The 20,460-nt window shown below is 59.4% G+C and carries 18 protein-coding genes; 9 read left to right on the top strand and 9 right to left on the bottom strand.

The window, feature by feature from the left end; all coding sequences use genetic code 11:
- Nucleotides 1–8 precede the first annotated feature (8 nt).
- Entirely contained in the window at nucleotides 9–407 is a 399-nt protein-coding gene (locus tag PSH79_RS16935) for a hypothetical protein (RefSeq protein WP_305438560.1), read from the bottom strand.
- Complete coding sequence (locus tag PSH79_RS16930) at nucleotides 404–5,254, bottom strand: RHS repeat-associated core domain-containing protein (RefSeq protein WP_305438559.1); 4,851 nt, start codon at nucleotides 5,252–5,254, stop codon at nucleotides 404–406. The genes PSH79_RS16935 and PSH79_RS16930 overlap by 4 nt, the downstream gene beginning before the upstream one ends.
- A gap of 193 nt (nucleotides 5,255–5,447) precedes the next feature.
- Between PSH79_RS16930 and PSH79_RS16925 the strand changes: the two genes are divergently transcribed.
- Nucleotides 5,448–6,038: an NUDIX domain-containing protein gene (locus PSH79_RS16925; protein ID WP_305438557.1), complete on the top strand. Its 591-nt coding sequence runs from the start codon at nucleotides 5,448–5,450 to the stop codon at nucleotides 6,036–6,038.
- A 94-nt stretch (nucleotides 6,039–6,132) separates the two neighbouring features.
- Here the strand turns inward: PSH79_RS16925 and PSH79_RS16920 are convergent, their stop codons facing one another.
- Nucleotides 6,133–6,648, bottom strand: coding sequence for a methylated-DNA--[protein]-cysteine S-methyltransferase (locus tag PSH79_RS16920; protein WP_305438556.1), 516 nt, complete (start codon nucleotides 6,646–6,648; stop codon nucleotides 6,133–6,135).
- Nucleotides 6,649–6,799: 151 nt separating this feature from the next.
- Here PSH79_RS16920 and ggt point away from each other — a divergent pair, with 151 nt between their 5' ends.
- From ggt to PSH79_RS16905, 3 genes are all read left to right on the top strand, one after another.
- Nucleotides 6,800–8,527: a gamma-glutamyltransferase gene (ggt, locus tag PSH79_RS16915; RefSeq protein WP_305438555.1), complete on the top strand. Its 1,728-nt coding sequence runs from the start codon at nucleotides 6,800–6,802 to the stop codon at nucleotides 8,525–8,527.
- 66 nt (nucleotides 8,528–8,593) lie between these two features.
- Nucleotides 8,594–9,127 carry a cysteine hydrolase family protein gene (locus PSH79_RS16910; protein ID WP_305438554.1) on the top strand — a complete coding sequence of 178 codons (534 nt, stop codon included), beginning with the start codon at nucleotides 8,594–8,596 and terminating at the stop codon, nucleotides 9,125–9,127.
- Nucleotides 9,128–9,402: 275 nt separating this feature from the next.
- Nucleotides 9,403–9,861: an N-acetyltransferase gene (locus tag PSH79_RS16905; protein WP_305438552.1), complete on the top strand. Its 459-nt coding sequence runs from the start codon at nucleotides 9,403–9,405 to the stop codon at nucleotides 9,859–9,861.
- Here PSH79_RS16905 and PSH79_RS16900 read toward each other — a convergent pair.
- On the bottom strand, nucleotides 9,852–10,160 hold the full coding sequence (locus PSH79_RS16900; protein WP_305438550.1) for a hypothetical protein: 309 nt from the start codon (nucleotides 10,158–10,160) through the stop codon (nucleotides 9,852–9,854). The genes PSH79_RS16905 and PSH79_RS16900 overlap by 10 nt on opposite strands.
- A 158-nt stretch (nucleotides 10,161–10,318) precedes the next feature.
- Here PSH79_RS16900 and PSH79_RS16895 point away from each other — a divergent pair, with 158 nt between their 5' ends.
- Nucleotides 10,319–11,764, top strand: coding sequence for a SulP family inorganic anion transporter (locus PSH79_RS16895; protein WP_305438549.1), 1,446 nt, complete (start codon nucleotides 10,319–10,321; stop codon nucleotides 11,762–11,764).
- Between the two features lie 147 nt (nucleotides 11,765–11,911).
- Here PSH79_RS16895 and PSH79_RS16890 read toward each other — a convergent pair whose 3' ends face one another.
- Nucleotides 11,912–12,424, bottom strand: a complete 513-nt coding sequence (locus PSH79_RS16890; RefSeq protein ID WP_305438548.1) for a carboxymuconolactone decarboxylase family protein — start codon at nucleotides 12,422–12,424, stop codon at nucleotides 11,912–11,914.
- Nucleotides 12,425–12,557: 133 nt separating this feature from the next.
- Here PSH79_RS16890 and PSH79_RS16885 point away from each other — a divergent pair, with 133 nt between their 5' ends.
- Nucleotides 12,558–13,373, top strand: a complete 816-nt coding sequence (locus tag PSH79_RS16885) for an AraC family transcriptional regulator (RefSeq protein WP_305438547.1) — start codon at nucleotides 12,558–12,560, stop codon at nucleotides 13,371–13,373.
- A gap of 3 nt (nucleotides 13,374–13,376) precedes the next feature.
- Here PSH79_RS16885 and PSH79_RS16880 read toward each other — a convergent pair whose 3' ends face one another.
- Nucleotides 13,377–14,270, bottom strand: a complete 894-nt coding sequence (locus PSH79_RS16880) for a DMT family transporter (RefSeq protein ID WP_305438545.1) — start codon at nucleotides 14,268–14,270, stop codon at nucleotides 13,377–13,379.
- Between the two features lie 88 nt (nucleotides 14,271–14,358).
- On the opposite strand from PSH79_RS16880, the gene PSH79_RS16875 reads away from it, so the two are divergent.
- Both PSH79_RS16875 and PSH79_RS16870 read left to right on the top strand, forming a co-directional pair.
- Nucleotides 14,359–15,690, top strand: coding sequence for a PLP-dependent aminotransferase family protein (locus PSH79_RS16875; protein ID WP_305438544.1), 1,332 nt, complete (start codon nucleotides 14,359–14,361; stop codon nucleotides 15,688–15,690).
- Between the two features lie 52 nt (nucleotides 15,691–15,742).
- A complete protein-coding gene (locus PSH79_RS16870; protein WP_305438542.1) occupies nucleotides 15,743–16,129 on the top strand; it encodes a cytochrome c family protein in 387 nt (128 codons plus the stop codon).
- Between the two features lie 120 nt (nucleotides 16,130–16,249).
- Here the strand turns inward: PSH79_RS16870 and PSH79_RS16865 are convergent, their stop codons facing one another.
- The 3 genes from PSH79_RS16865 to PSH79_RS16850 form a co-directional block, all read right to left on the bottom strand.
- On the bottom strand, nucleotides 16,250–17,902 hold the full coding sequence (locus PSH79_RS16865; protein WP_305438541.1) for a diguanylate cyclase: 1,653 nt from the start codon (nucleotides 17,900–17,902) through the stop codon (nucleotides 16,250–16,252).
- Between the two features lie 333 nt (nucleotides 17,903–18,235).
- Nucleotides 18,236–18,733 carry a phage infection protein gene (locus tag PSH79_RS16855; RefSeq protein ID WP_305438540.1) on the bottom strand — a complete coding sequence of 166 codons (498 nt, stop codon included), beginning with the start codon at nucleotides 18,731–18,733 and terminating at the stop codon, nucleotides 18,236–18,238.
- Nucleotides 18,734–18,907: 174 nt separating this feature from the next.
- Nucleotides 18,908–19,480, bottom strand: coding sequence for a chorismate mutase (locus tag PSH79_RS16850; RefSeq protein ID WP_305438539.1), 573 nt, complete (start codon nucleotides 19,478–19,480; stop codon nucleotides 18,908–18,910).
- A 157-nt stretch (nucleotides 19,481–19,637) separates the two neighbouring features.
- On the opposite strand from PSH79_RS16850, the gene PSH79_RS16845 reads away from it, so the two are divergent.
- Nucleotides 19,638–20,405 carry a hypothetical protein gene (locus PSH79_RS16845; protein ID WP_305438537.1) on the top strand — a complete coding sequence of 256 codons (768 nt, stop codon included), beginning with the start codon at nucleotides 19,638–19,640 and terminating at the stop codon, nucleotides 20,403–20,405.
- Nucleotides 20,406–20,460: the final 55 nt, after the last annotated feature.

The following is a 20,460-nucleotide window of genomic DNA, read 5'->3' as shown; positions in this document are numbered from 1 at the left end:
CTGGGGTTTTATTCCTTGGTTGTAGATTTTATCCAGTTCAAGTAGAAAGCACGCTGCTCCTCTGGATCGTTAGTCAATTGTTGATCCTCGTAATCAAATATGAATACCAAATCGGCAAGGGATGGCTCCTTACCTGCCTCCAACTCGTATGCCTTTAAGCCTAGAGACATTTGCGTGGACATGCTTGATGGGTGAACATTAATTTTCGCACCCTTACAGAAAAATGTTATGTGAGGGTTGGCTTTACGCAATAGTCCGAAGCATTTATAAAAATTGCTTTCAATATATGTTCTGGGTTTATCGTTTTCTAGGCTTGCAGTTATGGATATTGACTCGTTGTCGCAAAGTAGATCGGTTTTTTTTGTCGTATTTCCAGTGCTGATAACTATTTCAATTTTTGAAATCATTTGTCTATTCTCCTGTGGGGGTTAGGGATTGAGTAGCCGAACTCTTTGCCTTCGTCAGTGATGATGGTGGCGCCCAGGATGTCTTCATTTTTTATTATTCGGGGGATAGCAATCTCTTGCTCTCTACCAAACTTGTAACTGGAACCGAGTTCTTTTTTTAGGTCGTGTCCTGAGACTTTTCTGAGGGTGTAAAGGAAGCCGGTTCTTGTGAAAAAACCTGTAGCGAACTCTATTCCCACATCTCTGGAGGGGGAAGTACTGATGAAGCCGCTTGGTGGGAAATCGCTGTCAATTGAATGAAGCAGCAGATCCATGCTATCTCCCTTGCTTTTGAAACCATTCACGAAGATATCCGAGGGGTCTCTCAAGTCTCCACGGTACAGATACTCTTGTTTGCTTTTCGGCGTAGGGTGCTCGGGCTCTCCTTCATCTACCTTAGCCCCGTCTGCTCCACCCGGCACCTCACACCCAGGCTTATTCGGCGGCGGGCAATTGGAACTCAACCCCGACGGATCCACCCACCCCGTCGGATTCGGCACGTACTGGTACTGGTTCAACCCACCGGCCAACTCGATCGGATCCGGTGTCAGATACCGCCCCAACCTCGGGTCGTAATACCGATGCCGGTTGTAATGCAGCCCGCTTTCCGCATCGAAATATTGCCCCTGAAAGCGCAGCGGCTGGTTCAGGCAGTCGTCGGCCAGGGTCAGTGCGGCGACTTTGCCGTAGGCGTCGTATTGCGCGGACCAGACGATGTCGCCGCTGTAGTCGGTGAGTTCTTGCGGGGTGCCGAGGTGGTCGAGTTGGTAGTAGAAGGGGCAGGCTTTTTGTGGGCCTTTGCCGTCGAGCAGCGCCAGCGGGCGGAAGGTGCCGGGTTCGTAGACGTAGCTGCGGTATTCGCTTTCGCTGCTTTCGGCGACGAGGTGGTCACCTTGCCAGAAGAATTCGGTGGTCTCGCCGTTGATGGTTTTGCTGATGCGTCGGCCGAAAGCGTCGTATTGGTAGGATGTGGTCTGGCCGTCGGGGCGGGTCAGGCCGATCAGGCGGTGCTGGCTGTCGTAACGGTATTCGGTGACCAGTGTCTGTGCGCGGCCACGACGTTCGCGGATCAGGTTGCCGAAGGCGTCGTAGTCGTAGTGGCGGTCGCCCTGCATGAGCAGACGGTTGCCCTTGATCTGGCTCGGGCCGGGGCGGTCCTGCATCAGCAGGTTGCCGGCCGGGTCGTGGGCGAAGGATTCCGGCAGCTCGTCGCGCGAGTGACGTACGCGGATCAGCCGATCAAGGGCGTCGTAGCCGTAGGTGCGCTGGCCGTGGCGGCTGTCAGCGATGTGCGCGAGATTGCCATTGGCGCTGTAGGCATAATCACGGCGGTACAGTGCATCGCGCTGATGGCCTACGGCGTGGGCGAGTAATCGTCCTTGATCGTCGTAGGTATATTCGCTGAGCAGCAGGCCCTGCTGACGTTGTTGTTCGCGCCCGGACTGGTAGACGTGACGAGTCAGCGGCGCGCCGTTGAGGTCGATGCCGGTCAGCGCGCCACCCTTGGCGTGGTGGTAGTCGAGCAGGCTGTTGTCCGGCAGACGCATGCGCTTGAGCTGGCCGCAGGCGTCGTAGCGGTAACGCAGGGTGCCCCAGCCCTGATGCTCGGTGATCAAGCGGTTCTGGCGGTCGTACTCGAAGGCCAGCGGGTGTTGCTGGCCGTCATCAACACCCACCAGTCGGCCGAGGCGGTCGTATTGATAAGTGACCTTTGTCCCGTCGGGCAGGGTTTTAACCAGAAGATGCCCGGCGGCATCGCGCTTATACGCAGTGACCAGTTGCGAACCGTCATCGCCGAACTCGGTCTTTTCCAGCAGATGGCCGTTGAGGTCATAGGCATACGCGGTGCGCCGGCCGTCAAAATCGCTTTCCTGACGAATCAGCCCGGTCGGCGTGTAGTCGAGTCGGTACTTTTCGCCGGACTCGTTTTCGATTTCCGTCAGCAGCAGTCGCGCATGGTCGTAGCGGTATTGCACCCGCGTGCCGTCAGGATTGATCCGTCGGGAGACCAGATGCAGATCGTCGTCGTATTCGTAACGGGTGATGCGCCCCAGTTCATCGCGCTCGGCGGTGACCTGACCGTAAGCGCCGTAGCTGTAGGCGCGGGTGCTGCCGGTAGGAAAAGTCGTCTGGATCAGTCGGCCGATGGCATCCCAATGTTGACGGGTGACTGCACCGTGTTCGTCGGCGGTCGTGGTCCGCCGTCCCAACGCGTCGTAGGAAAAGCGTCGCACGCCACCGTCGGGCAGGGTTTCCTCGGTCAACTGGCCGAGGCTGTTCCAGACCAGTCGATGCCGGCTGGTGTCCGGATTACGGATCGACAGCAACTGACCCCGGGTGTCGTAGTAGTAATGGGTGACCTGGCCATCGGGGTCGACCGCTTCGGTGACATCACCCTCGTCATTGCGCCGGTAGATCCACACCGCGTCACCGCGAGAGCGTTTATGCAGGAAACCGTTTCGATACTCGTAGAACGTGGGCGCCTCATCCGGTGGAATCAGCGCCACCAGCCGTCCGACCTCGTCGTAGCGGTATTCGGTGACCGCGCCCAAGGCATCCTGCTCGGCGATCAAGCGACCCGATGAGTCATAGGCCTTGAGCTGCTCACCACCGTCGGCTTCAACCTTGCGCACCAGCCGCGCACGCTCGTCGTGAACGTACGTCTCTTCGGTGCCATCGACGTAATGCACCGCGACACTGCCGTCGTCCGCCCAAACGTAACGCGTGTTCATCTGCGAGAACGATGCCCAGTGCCTGATACACCGAGCGGCTTTCCCCGACCGTTCCCACTCCCAAAAGAAACTCGCGCCGCCGGCCAACTGCCGCTGCAGGATCACATGGGCGTCGTCGTAGTCGTAACGCTCGCTGTCACCGACGGCGTTGGTCGCTTCGATCAGGTTCCGGTAGGCGTCGTAGCGGTAACTGACCAGCGCTTGCTCGGTACTCCAGGCACCGTCGCGAATCACCTGGTAATCCACACCCAGCAACTGCGCCCGGTCATACCGCAACAACAGCGAACGCCCGGCGCCGTTGTCCAGTCGCTGCACCCGGTCAGAGCGATCGCGCTGCACCGTCAGACGATTGCCATAGGCATCGCCGATCGCCGTCAGCCGTCCTGCGCGAAAGTGATAGAACCGCGCCGTTTCCACGGCCAGCGCGAGAATTAGCTCCTCCGGTTCATCACCGAGAAAAATCGCCGCCCGCGACAGGCTGTTGTGAATCGCCGGTCGTTCAGCGCTCGGCAACGGAAACCGCGTACGCCGGTTTTCGTGATCGACCCAGACCACCTCGTCGCCGGCAAACTCCAGCCGATGAGCCAGCGAATGGCTCCAGCCAAAGCCCAACCCGACATTGATCTCGGCGGCACTGCTGCGATACAACCGTGTGAACTCAAACGGCAACACGCCATCGAGCAGCGCATCGCTCAGGGTCAGCAGTTCTTCACCGGTGACCATCGACACCGGGCAGCCGTTGGTGCAGGTGCGCAGCACGCAATCAGCGCTGTCGCCGTTGGGGTTTTTCGCCTGATCCGGCGAGTCGTCGTGAGGCTCATGCCGTTCCATTCGGCTCGAACCGCCAGACTTGTCCCGCACAACTGGCGCCGGATTCGGCACGGTCAACACCAGCGAATCGGCCTGACGAATGTTCAGCGGTATCGACGGTGTCGGTTTCAACTCAACGTCACGCGCGTGAAACATCAGCGGCTTCAACGCGCCCGCATGTTTGTTCAGTTCCGGCGCTGACGTTAATTCCGCGAGTCGCAACGCCGACGCCGCCAGCCATTCCCGCGTCCGCGGCGACTTGATCTTCGCCAGCACTTTGCTGCTCAAGCGCAGCGGCACGCCGACGCCACCCGACAACCCCATCAGCAGAAAACTGACCAGCAGTTCGGCCCGAACCTCGGCCACCACTTCGGCCAGATACTGCGGCGGCAGCATCTTCAGCCAACTGGTAAACGCGGCCAGATGAATGAACAGCAGTGGTTCGTCACTGAGGATCAACAGGCCGTTGGCGATGGCCTCGCTGGAGGCATTCAACAACGCCTCAAGCTCGGCCTCGCTGAGGTATTCCAGAAGTTTTTCGCTGTTGGCCTGCAAGTCGGCGAGCAGGGCGAATACCTGTTTGATGTCATCCCAAACGCCGTTCAGGGCTTTCTCGAATCCGCGCCAGTCGGCCTGTTGCAACTGACCGTAACGCTCAAGAAATCCAGCGCTGGAAAACTCCGTCCACTGTGGTTGAAACCCTGCCCACTCAGCGCGCAGCCAGCCGTCCAGGCCTGCAATGACACCTTCATAAGAGGCATACAGAGCACGCACATGGTCGGTGGACACATCGGGAAAGAAGGTTATGCGATAACGCTGGCCCCGATCGCAATCGGTCACCTGCAGATTGCCGCTGGGGCCGATGGTGTAGTGCCGTGGTTCGCCGAAAGTCAGCACGCCGCCGACATCGGCAATCACCGGTTCAAGGGTTACCGGGGTGTTGCCAATCGGCACAAATCTCGCGGCCTCGAACATATGCACCAGCGTCAACGCCCCGCTGGCGGAGCACATGACCACCGATGAACTGAGCGGCTGGCGCGACTTGATCGGCACGCTGAGGCGCACGTCGTTGCCGACGGTGAAGACCTGCTCGACATCCAGCGCCGTCCCCGTCCAGAACTGCTCGGCCCAGGCGTCGTAGTTGTTCAGACACAGGCGGAATTCGCGGATCAGGTGTTCGAAGTCCGGCTCGTCGGGATTCAAAGCAGCAACAACGAGCAGGCCGATGCTGTTGTTCTGGGCCAGAAGCCGATCGGTTGGAAGCATTCGCAGTCTCTCGCGCACATCAAAAAGGTGCGGGGACTTTGCGGGGGATCAATCAGGAAAGAAGTCGGGCGAGTAGGCGATGTCTGTAGGATATTTCGACATAGTTTGTGGGGCGGTATAGGGTTTCGTTTTTTCGTTCACAAAAAAGGGCTTTTACCTACCCAGGGGCCTTCAATGAAAAGGATCAAGCGTCATGTCCAACACAGCCGAGCGGGTCAACATCGTCGACACTCAGGTGTTGTCCCATGACTGGTATCTGCTGAAGAAAATTACCTTCGACTATCACCGCAACAACGGCGAGTGGCAGCGTCAGACCCGTGAGGTTTATGACCGTGGCAATGGCGCTGCGATTCTGTTGTTCAACCGCGAGCAACGCACGGTGGTGCTGACCCGGCAGTTTCGTTTGCCAGTGTTCGTCAATGGTCATGATGGTTTGCTGATCGAGGTGGCTGCCGGGTTGCTTGAAGGTGCTGCACCGGAGCAACGGATTCGCGATGAAGCCGAGGAGGAAACCGGTTACCGCGTGCACGATGTGAAGAAAGTATTCGAGGCCTACATGAGTCCCGGCTCGGTGACCGAGAAGCTGCACTTTTTCATTGCCGAATACGACTCGGCATCGAAGGTCGGCGAGGGCGGTGGACTGGAAGAAGAGACCGAAGAACTGGAAGTGTTGGAGTGGCGATTCGATGACGCGTTGGCAGCGTTTCAGCGCGGTGAGATCTGCGACGCCAAGACCATCATGCTGTTGCAGTATGCGGCGATGAATAACCTTTTTGCCCAATAAATAAAAAGATCGCAGCCTTCGGCAGCTACTACAGGTAAACGCATTCCAGGTAGGAGCTGCCGAAGGCCGCGATCTCTTGATCTGTATTGACTGACTAAAACAGATCCCCGGTTTTGCCAACCGTGGACCAGTTGCCACCCTCCAGGGTCAGCAAGCGCTCTTTCGCCTCAAGTCCCCCGGCAAATCCGGTCAGCTTCCCCGACGCGCCGATCACCCGATGACACGGCGCGACAATGGAGATCGGGTTGCGTCCGTTCGCTGCGCCCACTGCCCGCACGGCGCTGGGATTGCCTATCTGTTCGGCAATCTGGCTGTAGGTGCGCGTCTCGCCGAATGGAATAGTCAGCAGCGCCGTCCAGACCTTTTTCTGAAAGTCGGTGCCATCGAAATCCAGTTCCAGATCAAAACAGTCACGCTTCCCGGCGAAATATTCTTCAAGTTGCCGCGCGGTTTTCAACAGGATCGGACTGTCCACCGCCTCACTCATCGGCCCAAGGCGCACCCGGTTGGGTTTATCGTTTTCCCAGAGGATGGCCGCCAGGCGTGAACCGTTCGCGACCAGCTTCAACTCACCGACCGGCGAGGGCAGGGTGATGAACGTGTAGGGCATGGGGACTGACTCCAGATCGGGGCGGCGACGGCACCCAGCATACTGCCTGACCGGGGAGGCGCAAACCGCAAACCCGACCATACTGCTTGTTGCTTTTGAAGCGTTCGCCTCTGTTTTGCACAGACCCTGAAAACAAAAAAGAGATCGACTCATGAAGTACGAACCTTTGGCCAAATCGCTGATAGCGACCTCACTGGCACTCAGCTGCCTTATGGCTCACGCCGCCTCGGTGGCACCGGTTGCCGCCGAAAATGGCATGGTGGTCACCGCGCAACATCTGGCCACGCATGTCGGTGTCGATGTGTTGAAAAGCGGTGGCAACGCCGTCGATGCGGCGGTTGCGGTGGGTTATGCGCTGGCGGTGGTCTATCCCGCGGCAGGCAACCTCGGTGGTGGCGGTTTCATGACCATTCAACTGGCGGATGGGCGCAAGACCTTCCTCGATTTCCGCGAAAAGGCCCCTCTGGCCGCGACCGCCAATATGTACCTCGACAAGGACGGCAACGTCATCCCGGATCTGAGTACCCGTGGCCATTTGGCGGTCGGCGTGCCGGGCACTGTATCCGGCATGGAGCTGGCGCTGAGCAAGTACGGCACCAAGCAGCGCAAAGAGATGATCGCCCCGGCGATCAAACTGGCTGAAGACGGTTTCGAGTTACAGCAAGGCGATGTCGAGTTGCTGGAGTACGCCACGGACGTGTTCAAAAAGGACATGCGCGATTCCGGTTCGATCTTCCTCAGCAACGGCGAGCCGATGCAGGTCGGGCAAAAACTGGTGCAGAAAGATCTCGGCAAAACCCTGCGCACCATTTCCGAAAAGGGCGCCGACGGCTTCTATAAAGGCTGGGTGGCCGATGCGATTGTCACGTCCAGTCAGGCCAACAAAGGCATCATCACCCAGGCCGATCTCGACAAATACAAGACCCGCGAACTGGCGCCGGTAGAGTGTGATTACCGTGGTTATCACGTGGTGTCGGCGCCGCCACCAAGCTCTGGCGGGGTGGTGATCTGCCAGATCATGAACATTCTTGAAGGCTATCCGATGAAGGATCTGGGCTTCCATTCGGCCCAGGGCATGCACTACCAGATCGAAGCGATGCGCCACGCCTATGTTGATCGCAACAGTTACCTCGGCGACCCGGACTTCGTGAAGAACCCGATCGAGCACCTGCTGGACAAGAACTACGCGACCAAACTGCGTAACGCCATCCAGCCGCAAAAGGCGGGTGTGTCGGCCGAACTGAAACCCGGCGTTGCGCCCCATGAAGGCAGCAACACAACCCATTATTCGATTGTCGACAAGTGGGGCAACGCGGTCTCGGTTACCTACACGCTCAACGACTGGTTCGGTGCGGGTGTTATGGCGAGCAAGACCGGGGTGATCCTCAACGACGAAATGGATGACTTCACTTCGAAAGTCGGCGTGCCCAACATGTATGGCTTGGTGCAGGGCGAAGCCAATGCCATCGCTCCGGGTAAGGCGCCGCTGTCGTCGATGAGTCCGACCATCGTCACCAAGGACGGCAAAGTGGTCATGGTCGTCGGCACGCCGGGTGGCAGCCGCATTATCACGGCCACCTTGCTGACCATGCTCAACGTCATCGACTACGGCATGGGCTTGCAGGAAGCGGTGGATGCGCCGCGTTTTCACCAGCAGTGGATGCCGGAAGAAACCAACCTCGAAGACTTCGCCGCCAGCCCGGATACGAAGAAGCTCCTCGAGAGCTGGGGCCACAAGTTTGCCGGCCCGCAGGACGCCAACCATATCGCCGCGATTCTGGTCGGTGCACCATCGCTCGGCGGGAAACCGGTAGGCAAAAACCGCTTCTACGGTGCCAACGATCCACGGCGCAACACAGGATTGTCATTGGGTTACTGAGAGGCGTAAAAAGGGGGCGGGCGCCTGTCCGCCCCTGTCTCAAGGATCGATCAAGGAAGGCCCACCATGACCACCGCATTACTGATCATCGACGTCCAGCGCGCACTTTGCTCGGGCGAATACCAGTGCCACGACATCCAGCGCGTGATCGGCACCATCAATGACCTCAGCACCCGCGCCCGAAAGGCCGGGGTTGCGGTGGTGCTGATTCAGCATGAGGAAAAGGGCAGTCCGCTGGCCCACGGCGCTGAAGGCTGGCAACTGGCCGAAGGGCTTGAGACGTCCGCCAAAGATCTGCGCGTACGCAAAACCACCCCGGATTCGTTCTACCAGACCGACCTGCGCAAACTGCTGCCGAGCGAAGACTTTGAAAAACTGGTGATCTGCGGCCTGCAAACCGACTACTGCATTAACGCCACTGTGCGCCAGGCCCATCAACTGGGCTACGACGTGGTGCTCGTCTCAGATGCACATTCCACCGTCGACAACGGCAACATGAGCGCCGAAGACATCATTGCCGAACACAACAAGGATCTGGCACACCTGACCGGTTCCGTGGCGCGGATCGATGTAAAACCCGCCGCCGATATCGTGTTCTGATCACAAATCCCTGAAGGAGTGAGCCTGCTCGCGATAGCGTTCTGTAAACCAAGGCATCATCGACTGACCGGGCGCCATCGCGAGCAGGCTCACTCCTACAGGGGGCTAGAAGTCACAAACAAAACCCCGCGAATCTCTCCCATCTACCCGCCGGTGGTGGTCTAGGGGCGGGTCCCCGACCAGATGAACTGCATCAAATGCTCAGGATCCACCGGGGCACACTCGGCGGCCAGCGCTATGCTGGTTCGATCATTGATTTGAAACGGATGACGGCCATGACTGTTCAGGCACTGCGGGCGAACGCGACACATCTGGACGCGGTAGCAAAATTGTTCGACGCCTATCGCGGTTTCTATGAACAACCGTCGAACCTTGAGCAATCGCGAGCGTTCATTGCCGAGCGCATGGCCGGCAACGAATCAGCGATTTTTCTTGCTCAGGATGAGAGCAGCGAGGGGTTGGGTTTCGTCCAGTTGTACCCGACGTTTTCGTCCATCGACGCCCATCGCACTTGGCTGCTCAGCGATCTGTTCACAGCGCCGGCTGCGCGTGGCCGTGGTGTCGGCAGGCTTTTGATGAACACCGCGCGGGACTTCGCACTGGAGACCGGGGCGAAAGGCCTGGTACTGGAAACGGCGACCGACAACTTCACTGCGCAAGGTTTGTACGAGTCGCTGGGTTACGTGCGGGATACGGGTTATTTCACCTATCTGCTCGATTTGCGTCAGGGCTGAGGAGATTCAATCAGCAACCTCTCGATCTGCGTCAGTTCCCAAGTGCTCAGCAAACTCACCGGATCGGTGCCATAACGCTGCCACGTCTCAAGCGCACCCTCATGGCCATCGGCGCTGCGGGCGTATTCACAGTGATGCAACCGTTCACCCTCAAAATCCAGCAGCAGATGCCAGCCTTCGATATCCACTGCGACCAGTCCGGCCTCGGAGGGTGTCTCGCAAAGTCTGAACGCAAGCACGCCCAGCGCAGCCTCGCGCAGACGCTGGCAAACTTCACGGGCGGTCAGCAGTGAAGACATGTTCGAACTCGATGAATGCAGGAGCGCGCCAGCATAATCCGCGAGTCGACATGTGTCAGCGATCACTGGCCCGATCCCGGACAATTCCGTAACATCCGCAACCCTCTTTTTCCGCGAACATTGCGGCCGCGCTCGTCGGCCGCTCAATCAGGTAAGCCATGAAACCGATTCGTCTGCGCGCCGATGTCCTGGCCGGACTCACCACCTCGTTTGCCCTGTTGCCCGAATGCATTGCGTTTGCACTGGTGGCCCACCTCAACCCGCTGATGGGCCTGTACGGCGCTTTCATCATTTGTACGCTGACCGCGTTGTTCGGCGGTCGGCCGGGGATGGTCTCCGGCGCGGCGGGCTCGATGGCGGTGGTGATCGTCGCGTTGGTGGTGCAACACGGCGTGCAATATCTGCTGGCGACGGTGTTGCTCGGCGGCTTGATCATGATGGCGTTCGGGCTGTTGCGTCTGGGCAAACTGGTGCGCATGGTGCCGCACCCGGTAATGCTCGGCTTCGTCAACGGCCTGGCGATCATCATTGCGCTGGCGCAACTGGAGCATTTCAAGAACGGTGAACACTGGCTCAGCGGCACGCCGCTGTACCTCATGACCGGGCTGGTGTTGCTGACCATGGCCATCGTCTACATCCTGCCGCGCCTGACCCGCTCGGTGCCGCCAGCATTGGTGGCGATTCTAGGCGTGGGCCTGCTGGTCTACCTGTTCGGCCTGCCGACCCGCACTCTTGGCGACATGGCGCACATTGCCGGTGGTCTGCCGACTTTCGCGCTGCCGGACATCCCGTGGAGCCTGCAAACCCTCGGCATCATCGCTCCGTATGCCATCCTGATGGCGCTGGTCGGTCTGCTGGAAACCCTGCTGACCCTCAACCTCACCGACGAAATCACCGAAACCCGTGGCTACCCGGATCGCGAGTGCGTGGCGCTCGGCGCGGCAAACATGGTCTCGGGTGCATTCGGTGGGATGGGCGGTTGCGCGATGATCGGTCAGACCGTCATCAACCTGAGTTCCGGCGGCCGCGGGCGTCTGTCCGGGGTGGTGGCGGGCGTGCTGATTTTGCTTTTCATCTTGTTTCTGTCACCGCTGATCGAGCGGATTCCGCTGGCGGCGCTGGTGGGCGTGATGTTTGTAGTGTCGCAGCAGACCTTTGCCTGGGCCTCGTTGCGCGTGATGAACAAAGTGCCGCTCAACGATGTGCTGGTGATCATCGCTGTGACCACCATCACCGTGTTCACTGATCTGGCCACCGCTGTGCTGTGCGGCATCATCATCGCCGCGCTGAATTTTGCCTGGCAACAGGCGCGTGAACTGTATGCCGATGAGCATCTGGAAGCCGATGGCAGCAAACTCTATCGCCTGCACGGCACGTTGTTCTTCGCCTCGACCACGCAATTTCTGAATCAGTTCGACCCGGCCAATGACCCGGCGCGGGTGACATTGGATTGCCGGCATCTGAGCTTTGTCGATTATTCGGCGATTGCCGCGCTGAAAACCTTGCGTGAACGCTATGAGAAGGCTGGCAAGCATTTGCAGGTGTTTCATCTGTCGGAACGTTGCAAGAAATTGCTCAAGCGCGCGGGCGTTGATCACGACTGAAGCCCTTTTGCAGGAGCAACTCAATCCCTGTGGGAGCTGGCTTGCCAGCGATGAGGTCGGATCAGTCGACATCGAAGTCGAAGTCGATTGACCCACCGCCATCGCTGGCAAGCCAGCTCCCACATTGATTTTGTGTGTGGCCAGATTTCAGATCGCCGGGAAATCGATATCGGTCAGCGCCGCGTTGTTCAGGTAGTTGGTCAGCGACTGCACCGCCACCAGCGCAATCACTTCAATGATCTTGCTGTCATCGATACCGGCAGCGCGGGCGGCGGCGATCTGCTCGTCGCTCAAGTGGCCGCGGCTTTGGGTGATTTGCTGGGCGAGGGCGGCGAAGGCGTTGAGTTCGCCCTGACGTGCCGCGACGATGTCTTGCGCTGACAGCCCGGCCTTGCTTGCAAAGAACGTGTGGGCCGACAGGCAATAATCGCAACCGTTGACCTGCGACGTGGCGAGGTAAACCGCTTCTTTCTCCTTGGCACTCAGCGAGGTTTTGCCGAGTATCGTCGAGGCTTGCAGGTAGGTTTCAAGGGCTACCGGTGCCTTGGCCAATGTGCTGAACACGTTGGGCAGGAAGCCGATTTTCTTCTTCACGCCTTCCAGCACTGGGCGGGTGGCGTCGGTGGCGGATTCGAGGCTGATAGCGTTGATGCGGCTCATGGTGATTCTCCGAAAGTCCGGCGCGAAGTGCGCCGGCGATGGAGGTGATGTTAATGAGCGCGTCTGGTGCTTTGGCTGCGGATCGTCGAGGATATGCGACAGATCGTCCAGACATGCCCGCCAGGAGTCGCCCATGGATCGCCTTTCCACCTTGCTCAGCCATTTCGCTGTACATGCTGGCACTTTTCACAGCGGCGACTTTTGCGGCGTCAGCGTTCATGAGGGCGAGACGAATGGTCATGTGCATCTGTTGCAAGCCGGCGAGTTGTTGCTCAAGCCGGGCAACGAGCGCGAGGTCAGGCTCAACGAACCGTCGCTGATCTTTTTCCCCCGACCGTTTCCCCATCGCATGTCGGCCGACGAGTCCATGGACACCCAACTGGTCTGCGCAACGCTGACGTTTGACGGTGGCTCAGGCAATGCCTTGGCGGCGGCGCTGCCGGATTATCTGGTGCTCAAACTCAGCGAGATCCCCGAGTTGGGCGGCACTCTGGAATGGCTGTTCAAGGAAGCTTTCGAAGGTCATTGCGGGCGCGTGGCGGTGATGGATCGGCTGTTCGAATTGCTGGTGATTCTGCTGTTGCGTCATCTCATCAGTCGTCGTGACCAGCAGCCGGGAATGATGGCCGGTCTGGCCGATCCGCGCCTGTCCCGCGCCTTGAACGTGATGCATGAACAACCGGCCAAACCATGGAGCGTGGCCGAATTGGCGGCGGCGGCCAACCTGTCACGTGCCGGATTTGCCGAACAGTTTCGTCGCGTCGTCGGCCAGCCCCCGGCGGATTATCTGCTGAGCTGGCGCGTCAGCCTCGCGCAGAAACGTCTGCGCGAGGGCCGGCCAATTGCGCTGATCGCCGAAGAGGTCGGCTATGAAAGCCCATCGGCGCTGGCCCGGGCTTTTCGGCGCAAGACCGGGCTCAGTCCTCGGGAGTGGAAGGCGGGGGTCTGAGGCTTATCTGGCGAATTTCTTCGCCCCCGCCACACACAGAATCACCCCCAATGTCACGGCCAGCATGCCAACGCTGACCTGCTCATGCAGCAACGTCGCCGCCAGTGCCAAACCGAAAAACGGTTGTAGCAATTGCAACTGACCGACGGCCGCGATCCCGCCCTGCGCCAAGCCTCGATACCAGAACACAAACCCGATCAGCATGCTGAACAGCGACACATAGGCCAGACATAGCCACGCCGACAGGCTGATGTTGTTGAACGAGGCGGGCGCCAGCCAGAGGCTGAGCAGCGCCATCAGCGGCAGCGACAACACCAGCGCCCAGCAGATCACCTGCCAGCCACCGAGGGTTCGCGACAGTTTCGCGCCTTCAGCGTAACCGAGGCCGCAGGCCAGAATGGCTGCGAGCATCAGCAAATCACCGGTGGGCGATGCGGTCAGACCCTGCGACAAGGCGAAACCAACCACCAAAGCGCTACCGAGCACCGAAAAAAACCAGAACACCGGGCGCGGACGTTCACCACCCCGCAGTACGCCGAAAATCGCCGTCGCCAGTGGCAGCAATCCTACAAACACAATCGAATGTGCCGACGTCACGTGTTGCAACGCCAGCGCCGTCAGCAATGGAAAACCCAGCACCACACCCATCGCGACAATGAACAGCGACAGCCATTGATTGCGCGCCGGTCGCCGTTCGCGAAACAGCCCTAACAGAATCACCGCCAAGACCCCGGCGATGGCCGCGCGCGCCACGGTGAGAAACACCGGGTCGAACTCCAGCACCGCCAGGCGCGTGGCCGGCAGCGAGCCGCTGAAGATCACCACGCCGATAAAGCCATTGATCCAGCCGCTGGTTTTTTCCAGCGCCGGGTTCGTCAGGTTTGCAGTCCGTTCCATACGAGGTCGCTCAGAGGTGGGTTGCGCTGGAGCCAGCATGAGGCCGAGAATCAGCACAATCAAAAAATTGTCATGGATACATCCCGACATGCCGCGCTCCCGCTACAAAACCCTTGTTGATGCCTATGCGGCAGACATTCGCTCCGGACGCCTGGCGCCCGGCACGCGACTGCCGACTCATCGAGAACTGGCGGCAAGGGAAGGGCTGGCGCTGGTCACCGCCTCGCGGGTGTACGCTGAGCTGGAGGCGATGGGCCTGGTCAGCGGCGAAACCGGGCGCGGCACGTTTGTGCGGGAAACCTCTTTGTCGCCAGGGCAGGGCATTGATCAGAAGGACGTGGCGGTCGGCATGATCGACCTCAATTTCAACTACCCGTCCTTGCCCGGGCAGGCTGATCTGTTGCGCACGGCGTTGCGGCAACTGGCATTGTCCGGGGACCTGGAGTCGCTGCTGCGTTATCAACCCCACGCCGGTCGCCAGCACGAGCGGGCGTCGGTCGCGCGTCATTTGCTGAGCCGTGGCGTTAGCGTCGAGGCCGAGCAAGTGCTGATCGTCAACGGCGCCCAGCAAGGACTGGCGGTGACGCTGATGGCGTTGCTCAGGCCGGGCGATGTGATTGCGGCGGATGCGCTGACCTATTCCGGGTTCAAAGTGCTCGCCGAAGCGCTGCATCTGGAGGTGGTGGCGATCCCGATCAACGAGCAAGGGCCTGATCTTGCGGCGTTGGACAAGCTCTGTTGCAGCCGCTCGGTGCGCGCCGTGTACAGCATGCCGACTCTGCACAATCCGCTGGGCTGGGTCATGCCACTTGAGCAGCGCGAGCAACTGGTCTCGATTGCCCGTCGGCATGATCTGACGATTATCGAGGATGCGGCCTACGCCTTTCTGGTGGAAAACCCACCGCGAACGTTGGTCGAACTGGCGCCGGAGCGCACGGTTTACGTTTCCGGTCTTTCCAAGAATATCGCCACCGGTCTGCGCGTCGGTTTCATCGCAGCGCCCGTGCCCATGGTGCCGGCACTGGAGCGCGTCATTCGCGCCACCACCTGGAACACCCCCGGAGTAATGACCGCGATAGCCTGCGGTTGGCTCGATGACGGCACCGTCACTCTGCTTGAGGAGCAAAAACGTAATGACGCGCGAGCTCGCCAGGCAATGGCCGCCGAATTGCTCCACGGATTGCCCTGCATCACTCACCCGTCCTCGTACTTTTTGTGGCTACCGCTGCCGGAAGACGTACGCGCCGATCAGATTGTCGTGGAGTTGATGCACGAACAGATTTCAGTGACCACCGCCGAGCCGTTTTCAGTCTCGACACATACGCCTCACGCGATTCGCTTGGCGCTGGGCTCGGTGGACAAGGACGTGTTGCGCCAGGCGTTGATCACCGTCAGAAAGGTCGTTGGTGCTTATCTGTAAAACACAAAGTGTTAGCCTTGCCTCAATTGCACGACACCGCTTGGATCGCCTGATGAAAAACGCCGCTTCACTGTCTCTCGCCCTGATTCTCACCGCTGGCCTGCTCAGCACCGCCGCCCACGCCGCAGGCGACCCCGAGGCCGGCGCGAAAATCTTCCCGCGCCTGTGCGGCGGTTGCCATCAGGTTGGCGAGTCCGCCCGGCCGGGGTTCGGCCCGCAACTCAACGGCATCATCGGCCGACCTGCCGGGACTTCGGCGAACTACGTGTATTCCGACGCGATGAAAAACTCGGGCGTGACCTGGGATCACGAAACGCTGAAGGCGTACCTGAAAGATCCGAAAGGCGTGGTACCGGGCACGCGCATGATTTTCTGGGGGCTGAGTGACGAGGAGAAACTCGAAAACCTGCTGGCGTATCTACAGACTTTCCCGCAATAACATTCCGCTCAACCCTCTGCACGAGCTGCCGCAGGCTGCGGTCTTTTGATCTTGGTCTTGAAAATCAAAATCAAAAGATCGCAGCCTGCGGCAGCTCCTACAGTGGGGGGGCGCTGGACGTTAAGCGCTGCTAGCCACCTGATTACGCCCTGCGGCTTTCGCCTGATACAGCTGCTGATCGGCACGTTTGATCAGCGCTGTCTGGTTGTTGTCTGCCGGATCCGCCAGGCCGACGCCGATGCTCACTGTCACATGCCCGATGGCAGGGAAGTACGCCTCGGCAACCGCTAAGCGAATCTTCTCGGCAACTCTCTCGGGCGTATCCGGTTGGGCGATTTCCGGCAGCAGTACGGCGAACTCTTCACCGCCGTAGCGCGCCACGAAATCGGTGGTGCGCAGGTTGGTCTGAATCAACTGCGCCAACTGTTGCAGCACTTCATCGCCCACTGCGTGGCCGTGAGTGTCATTGATGCGTTTGAAGTGGTCGGCGTCGATCAGCAGCAGGGCAAACGGGCGACCCGTGCGCCGGGACAGCAGGCTGTATTCTGTGAGTTTTTCGTCGAAGCGACGGCGGTTGTAGACGCCGGTCAAGGCATCGTGAGTTGCCAGACTCAACAGCTCTGCGTTCGCCTGCATGAGCGCGGCGGTGCGTTGCGCCACGGTGGCCTCAAGCGAAGCATTGGCTTCTTGCAGCTCGCGTTCCTTGCCGAGCAGCGATTGCGTCATCGCATCAATCGACTGGCCGAGCTGAGCAATTTCCCGCACCGGATGCTGAAGCGGGAAGTGCGCGCCGGGCTGATTGTTCTGAACCTGCCTGGCCGAGCGTACGAGTTGTTCGATCGGACGGCTCAGGTACAGCGCCAGGTAATACCCCGCCAAGGCGAATACCACCGCTGCGAACACGCCCAGGAACAGCAATTTATAGAGCAGCAGGCGCGCCGGTTGCAGCGCGGTTTCCAGTGGCTGACGGACGGCAATCGACCACGACAGCGTGGTGCTCGATGGCGTTGGCACGGTCACCATACTGGTCAGATAGCCGTTACCCACCGACCAGCCCGGCATTGCCGAATCACTAGCCGCCAGTTGCTGGCCCATCATTGCTTCCGGGTACAGCACCTTGCCGTCGTGATCGATGATCAGTGCCTCGATATCCGGCGAGGAGTTTTTATGTGAAAACGCTGCCGATTCGACAATGCGGGTCACCCAACTCCAGTGCGCGTGTGCGCCCAGCACACCGATCGCCTGACCTTCGGCGTCATGAATCGGTGCGGCAAAATCGATGAAACGCAACGGCTCGCCATTGGGCATACCCGGCAACAACTTGGCCAGCAGCACGGCTTCATGGGGATCGCCGGTGTATTCGCCGCGCAATCCGGACTGAAACCAGGGGCGCGCTTGTACAGATTGACCGACCAGCAAACCATTCACCGCTTGATGCACCTGGCCTTTGGCATCGGTCACCCCCATCCACGCATACTCGTTGCGGGCCTGGGTGCGCAGTTGCATCGATTTCAGAATTTCCGGGTTATCCAGATCGCCATGCTCCAGATGTGGCGCCCGGCTGAGCATATAAACCTCAAGCTGCCGTTCACGTAACTGCTCACCCAGTAGCGTTGCCGCCGACCGTGCGGTATTCAACAACGCATTGCCGCTGGCCTGTTTCATCTGTTCGGTGGCGATATGCCCGACATAGAAGCCCACGCTCAATAGCGTCAGCAGGGACAAACCGGCGAACCACAGGGTCAGGTGGCTGCGCAGACTGGCTTTGAGCATGGGCGATGTCTGTCTTTATTTGAGTGGCGCCATGGTATGCGACATTGTCGATGGGCTGCCAGCGACGTGGTTCATGAAACGCATCGAAACTGCAGGCGCAAAAAAGCCCGGCTGATCAGGCCGGGCTTTTCTGGGGAACTGCGGTAGAGCTATTGCTTCATGCGACGCGGCGTTCGATCAGACGATCCGAACCACCCTCGGCAACGCGGCGTTCGATCAGACGATCCGAACCACCCTCGGCAACGCGGCGTTCGATCAGACGATCCGAACCACCCTCGGCAACGCGGCGTTCGATCAGACGATCCGAACCACCCTCGGCAACGCGGCGTTCGATCAGACGATCCGAACCACCCTCGGCAACGCGCGTTCGATCAGACGATCCGAACCACCCTCGGCAACGCGGCGTTCGATCAGACGATCCGAACCACCCTCGGCAACGCGGCGTTCGATCAGACGATCCGAACCACCCTCGGCAACGCGGCGTTCGATCAGACGATCCGAACCACCCTCGGCAACGCGGCGTTCGATCAGACGATCCGAACCACCCTCGGCAACGCGGCGTTCGATCAGACGATCCGAACCACCCTCGGCAACGCGGCGTTCGATCAGACGATCCGAACCACCCTCAGCAACGCGGCGTTCGATCAGACGATCGGAGCCACCTTCGGCAACGCGGCGTTCGATCAGACGATCCGAACCACCCTCGGCCACACGACTTTCAATCAACCGATCCGAGCCGCCTTCAGCGACCATGGTGTGAGTCGGGGTTGCGGCAAAAGCGTTAACTGCGAAAACCGAGAAAGCGATGCTGAGAAGGGTTTGGCGTTTCATGATCGTGTGCTCCGGGGTGTTGTTGGTTGGTATGGAGCCGATCTTACGCCGCGGATTTTTTATGAGAACTTCATTGGCGTGATGGTGAACATCGACGCCAATGATGTATAGCAAACCCACGTAAATCCTAGGTAGGAGCTGCCGCAGGCTGCGATCTCTTGATCTTCACTGCGCTCAAAGCCCCTCAACCGCCCGAACACACAACTCACCAGTGGCGCGCACCAATGCCAGCTCATGCAAAGCATCGTGGGCCACATCACTGCGCGCCTTGGCCAGCCAGACCGGGCAATTCGGGTCATGGCGATAAGGCAAGAAGTCGGCGTATTGCGCAAGCAACCGGGTTTGCAATTCATCCAGACGCGGGCGGATCTGCTTGCCCAGATCAGGACGCTGCGTGGCGGGTGCGGCGCCCGCCGCTTGCCACTGCGCGAGCAAACCGTATTGCACCAGTTTGTTGGCCTCCATTTGCGCGGCGATCAATTGCGCGACATCTTCCGGGTCGAGCTTGCGCTCGGCGGCCAGCGTGCGGGCATTGGCGATGACTTGTGCCTCGCGGGGGCTGTCCTGAATCGGCTTGCCGCTGTCCCATTTGGTCAACGCGACGAGATCGCCGATGTTCAGGCGTTCGTTCAAAGTTTCCAGGAGTGGCTTCAAGGCGTCCGGAGCCGGTACGGGCGAGGCCGCCTGAGTGGCAGTGGTGAGCAGAGCGAGAACGGCGCAGGCCAGCAGACGCGGGGAGTGGAGCATGGGCAGAACCTCTTGGCGAGTTGAATGGAACAGGTATCACGGTAAAGCACAGAGCGGCATCAGCGATATCACCTCAACTCATCACGATGGCGACCGATACAGTCTTGTCACGACGCCACGGCCCGGCGTCGATCTCCCGAGATATACAGGAAGTCCGATGTCCCGAAAGTTGCTTGCTCTATTGTCTTTCCTTGCCTTTCCAGTGGCCGGCGCGCAAACGACGCCCCCGGGGGCAGATGCGTTCAACCAGTTCGTGGCGGCTTATTGGGAGTTGCAGGAGTCGTCACAAGCGCTCATGGCAATGATGACGGAGAAAACGCCCGACAAGGCTAAGGGAAGGGCGCTGGTTGAACAAATCAACGAGGACAAAAACAAGGTTGACCGCTATCTGGAGCAGGCCATGAAAGAAGGCCATGCAGCCGCTTTTTACAGTAAGGCTCGCGGGGTCCAGTTTGGCGATCCAAAGAACCTCGATCTGACCAAAAAGCGCGAAGCCGCCTGCGCCCTGTATGGCGAGTCCGCAAAAAGGGGGCTCATTATTGGTGCGGTCGCCTACGTGAACTGCAGCAATACGATTCCACCGACACCCCAATACGAAGCCAGCCGAACGTTGTTGCGCAATGCGTTAAACGCCGGGGACATTTATCAGGATGTTTACCCGCTAGCGATCACTCACGCGTATTGCTTTGAACGAAAAGTCGAGCCGCTTCAGGAAGGTGAGGATCCACTGGAGAAAATGAAGGTATGGGCGCAACCGACCCTGCTCGAAGCCGAGCAGGCCCGAGCCGAAGGTTTCTATCTGTTGGCGGCCGACTATTCGTCACCGACCAGCAGCCAGTCGCAGCAGGACCTCGACAGCGCATTTAGTGCAGGATGCCAAACGGATGGTTTGCGACTCAAACCCAAACCTCGCAAGGCAGATTGATCGAAACCGGCAGGCTTGAAAACGGCATCTCACCAATGCCGTTTTTTTTGTTCCG

Origin of the sequence: Pseudomonas sp. FP2196 (genome assembly GCF_030687715.1) — a bacterium.
GTDB lineage: Bacteria > Pseudomonadota > Gammaproteobacteria > Pseudomonadales > Pseudomonadaceae > Aquipseudomonas.
This window is presented reverse-complemented; position numbering and strand designations above follow the sequence as displayed.

What these genes read in the sequence shown, in the direction of transcription:
- PSH79_RS16935 (WP_305438560.1), bottom strand. Translation starts at nt 407, where the DNA reads ATGATTTCAAAAATTGAAATAGTTATCAGCACTGGAAATACGACAAAA.
- PSH79_RS16930 (WP_305438559.1), bottom strand. Translation starts at nt 5,254, where the DNA reads ATGCTTCCAACCGATCGGCTTCTGGCCCAGAACAACAGCATCGGCCTG.
- PSH79_RS16925 (WP_305438557.1), top strand. Translation starts at nt 5,448, where the DNA reads ATGTCCAACACAGCCGAGCGGGTCAACATCGTCGACACTCAGGTGTTG.
- PSH79_RS16920 (WP_305438556.1), bottom strand. Translation starts at nt 6,648, where the DNA reads ATGCCCTACACGTTCATCACCCTGCCCTCGCCGGTCGGTGAGTTGAAG.
- ggt (WP_305438555.1), top strand. Translation starts at nt 6,800, where the DNA reads ATGAAGTACGAACCTTTGGCCAAATCGCTGATAGCGACCTCACTGGCA.
- PSH79_RS16910 (WP_305438554.1), top strand. Translation starts at nt 8,594, where the DNA reads ATGACCACCGCATTACTGATCATCGACGTCCAGCGCGCACTTTGCTCG.
- PSH79_RS16905 (WP_305438552.1), top strand. Translation starts at nt 9,403, where the DNA reads ATGACTGTTCAGGCACTGCGGGCGAACGCGACACATCTGGACGCGGTA.
- PSH79_RS16900 (WP_305438550.1), bottom strand. Translation starts at nt 10,160, where the DNA reads ATGTCTTCACTGCTGACCGCCCGTGAAGTTTGCCAGCGTCTGCGCGAG.
- PSH79_RS16895 (WP_305438549.1), top strand. Translation starts at nt 10,319, where the DNA reads ATGAAACCGATTCGTCTGCGCGCCGATGTCCTGGCCGGACTCACCACC.
- PSH79_RS16890 (WP_305438548.1), bottom strand. Translation starts at nt 12,424, where the DNA reads ATGAGCCGCATCAACGCTATCAGCCTCGAATCCGCCACCGACGCCACC.
- PSH79_RS16885 (WP_305438547.1), top strand. Translation starts at nt 12,558, where the DNA reads ATGGATCGCCTTTCCACCTTGCTCAGCCATTTCGCTGTACATGCTGGC.
- PSH79_RS16880 (WP_305438545.1), bottom strand. Translation starts at nt 14,270, where the DNA reads ATGGAACGGACTGCAAACCTGACGAACCCGGCGCTGGAAAAAACCAGC.
- PSH79_RS16875 (WP_305438544.1), top strand. Translation starts at nt 14,359, where the DNA reads ATGCCGCGCTCCCGCTACAAAACCCTTGTTGATGCCTATGCGGCAGAC.
- PSH79_RS16870 (WP_305438542.1), top strand. Translation starts at nt 15,743, where the DNA reads ATGAAAAACGCCGCTTCACTGTCTCTCGCCCTGATTCTCACCGCTGGC.
- PSH79_RS16865 (WP_305438541.1), bottom strand. Translation starts at nt 17,902, where the DNA reads ATGCTCAAAGCCAGTCTGCGCAGCCACCTGACCCTGTGGTTCGCCGGT.
- PSH79_RS16855 (WP_305438540.1), bottom strand. Translation starts at nt 18,733, where the DNA reads ATGAAACGCCAAACCCTTCTCAGCATCGCTTTCTCGGTTTTCGCAGTT.
- PSH79_RS16850 (WP_305438539.1), bottom strand. Translation starts at nt 19,480, where the DNA reads ATGCTCCACTCCCCGCGTCTGCTGGCCTGCGCCGTTCTCGCTCTGCTC.
- PSH79_RS16845 (WP_305438537.1), top strand. Translation starts at nt 19,638, where the DNA reads ATGTCCCGAAAGTTGCTTGCTCTATTGTCTTTCCTTGCCTTTCCAGTG.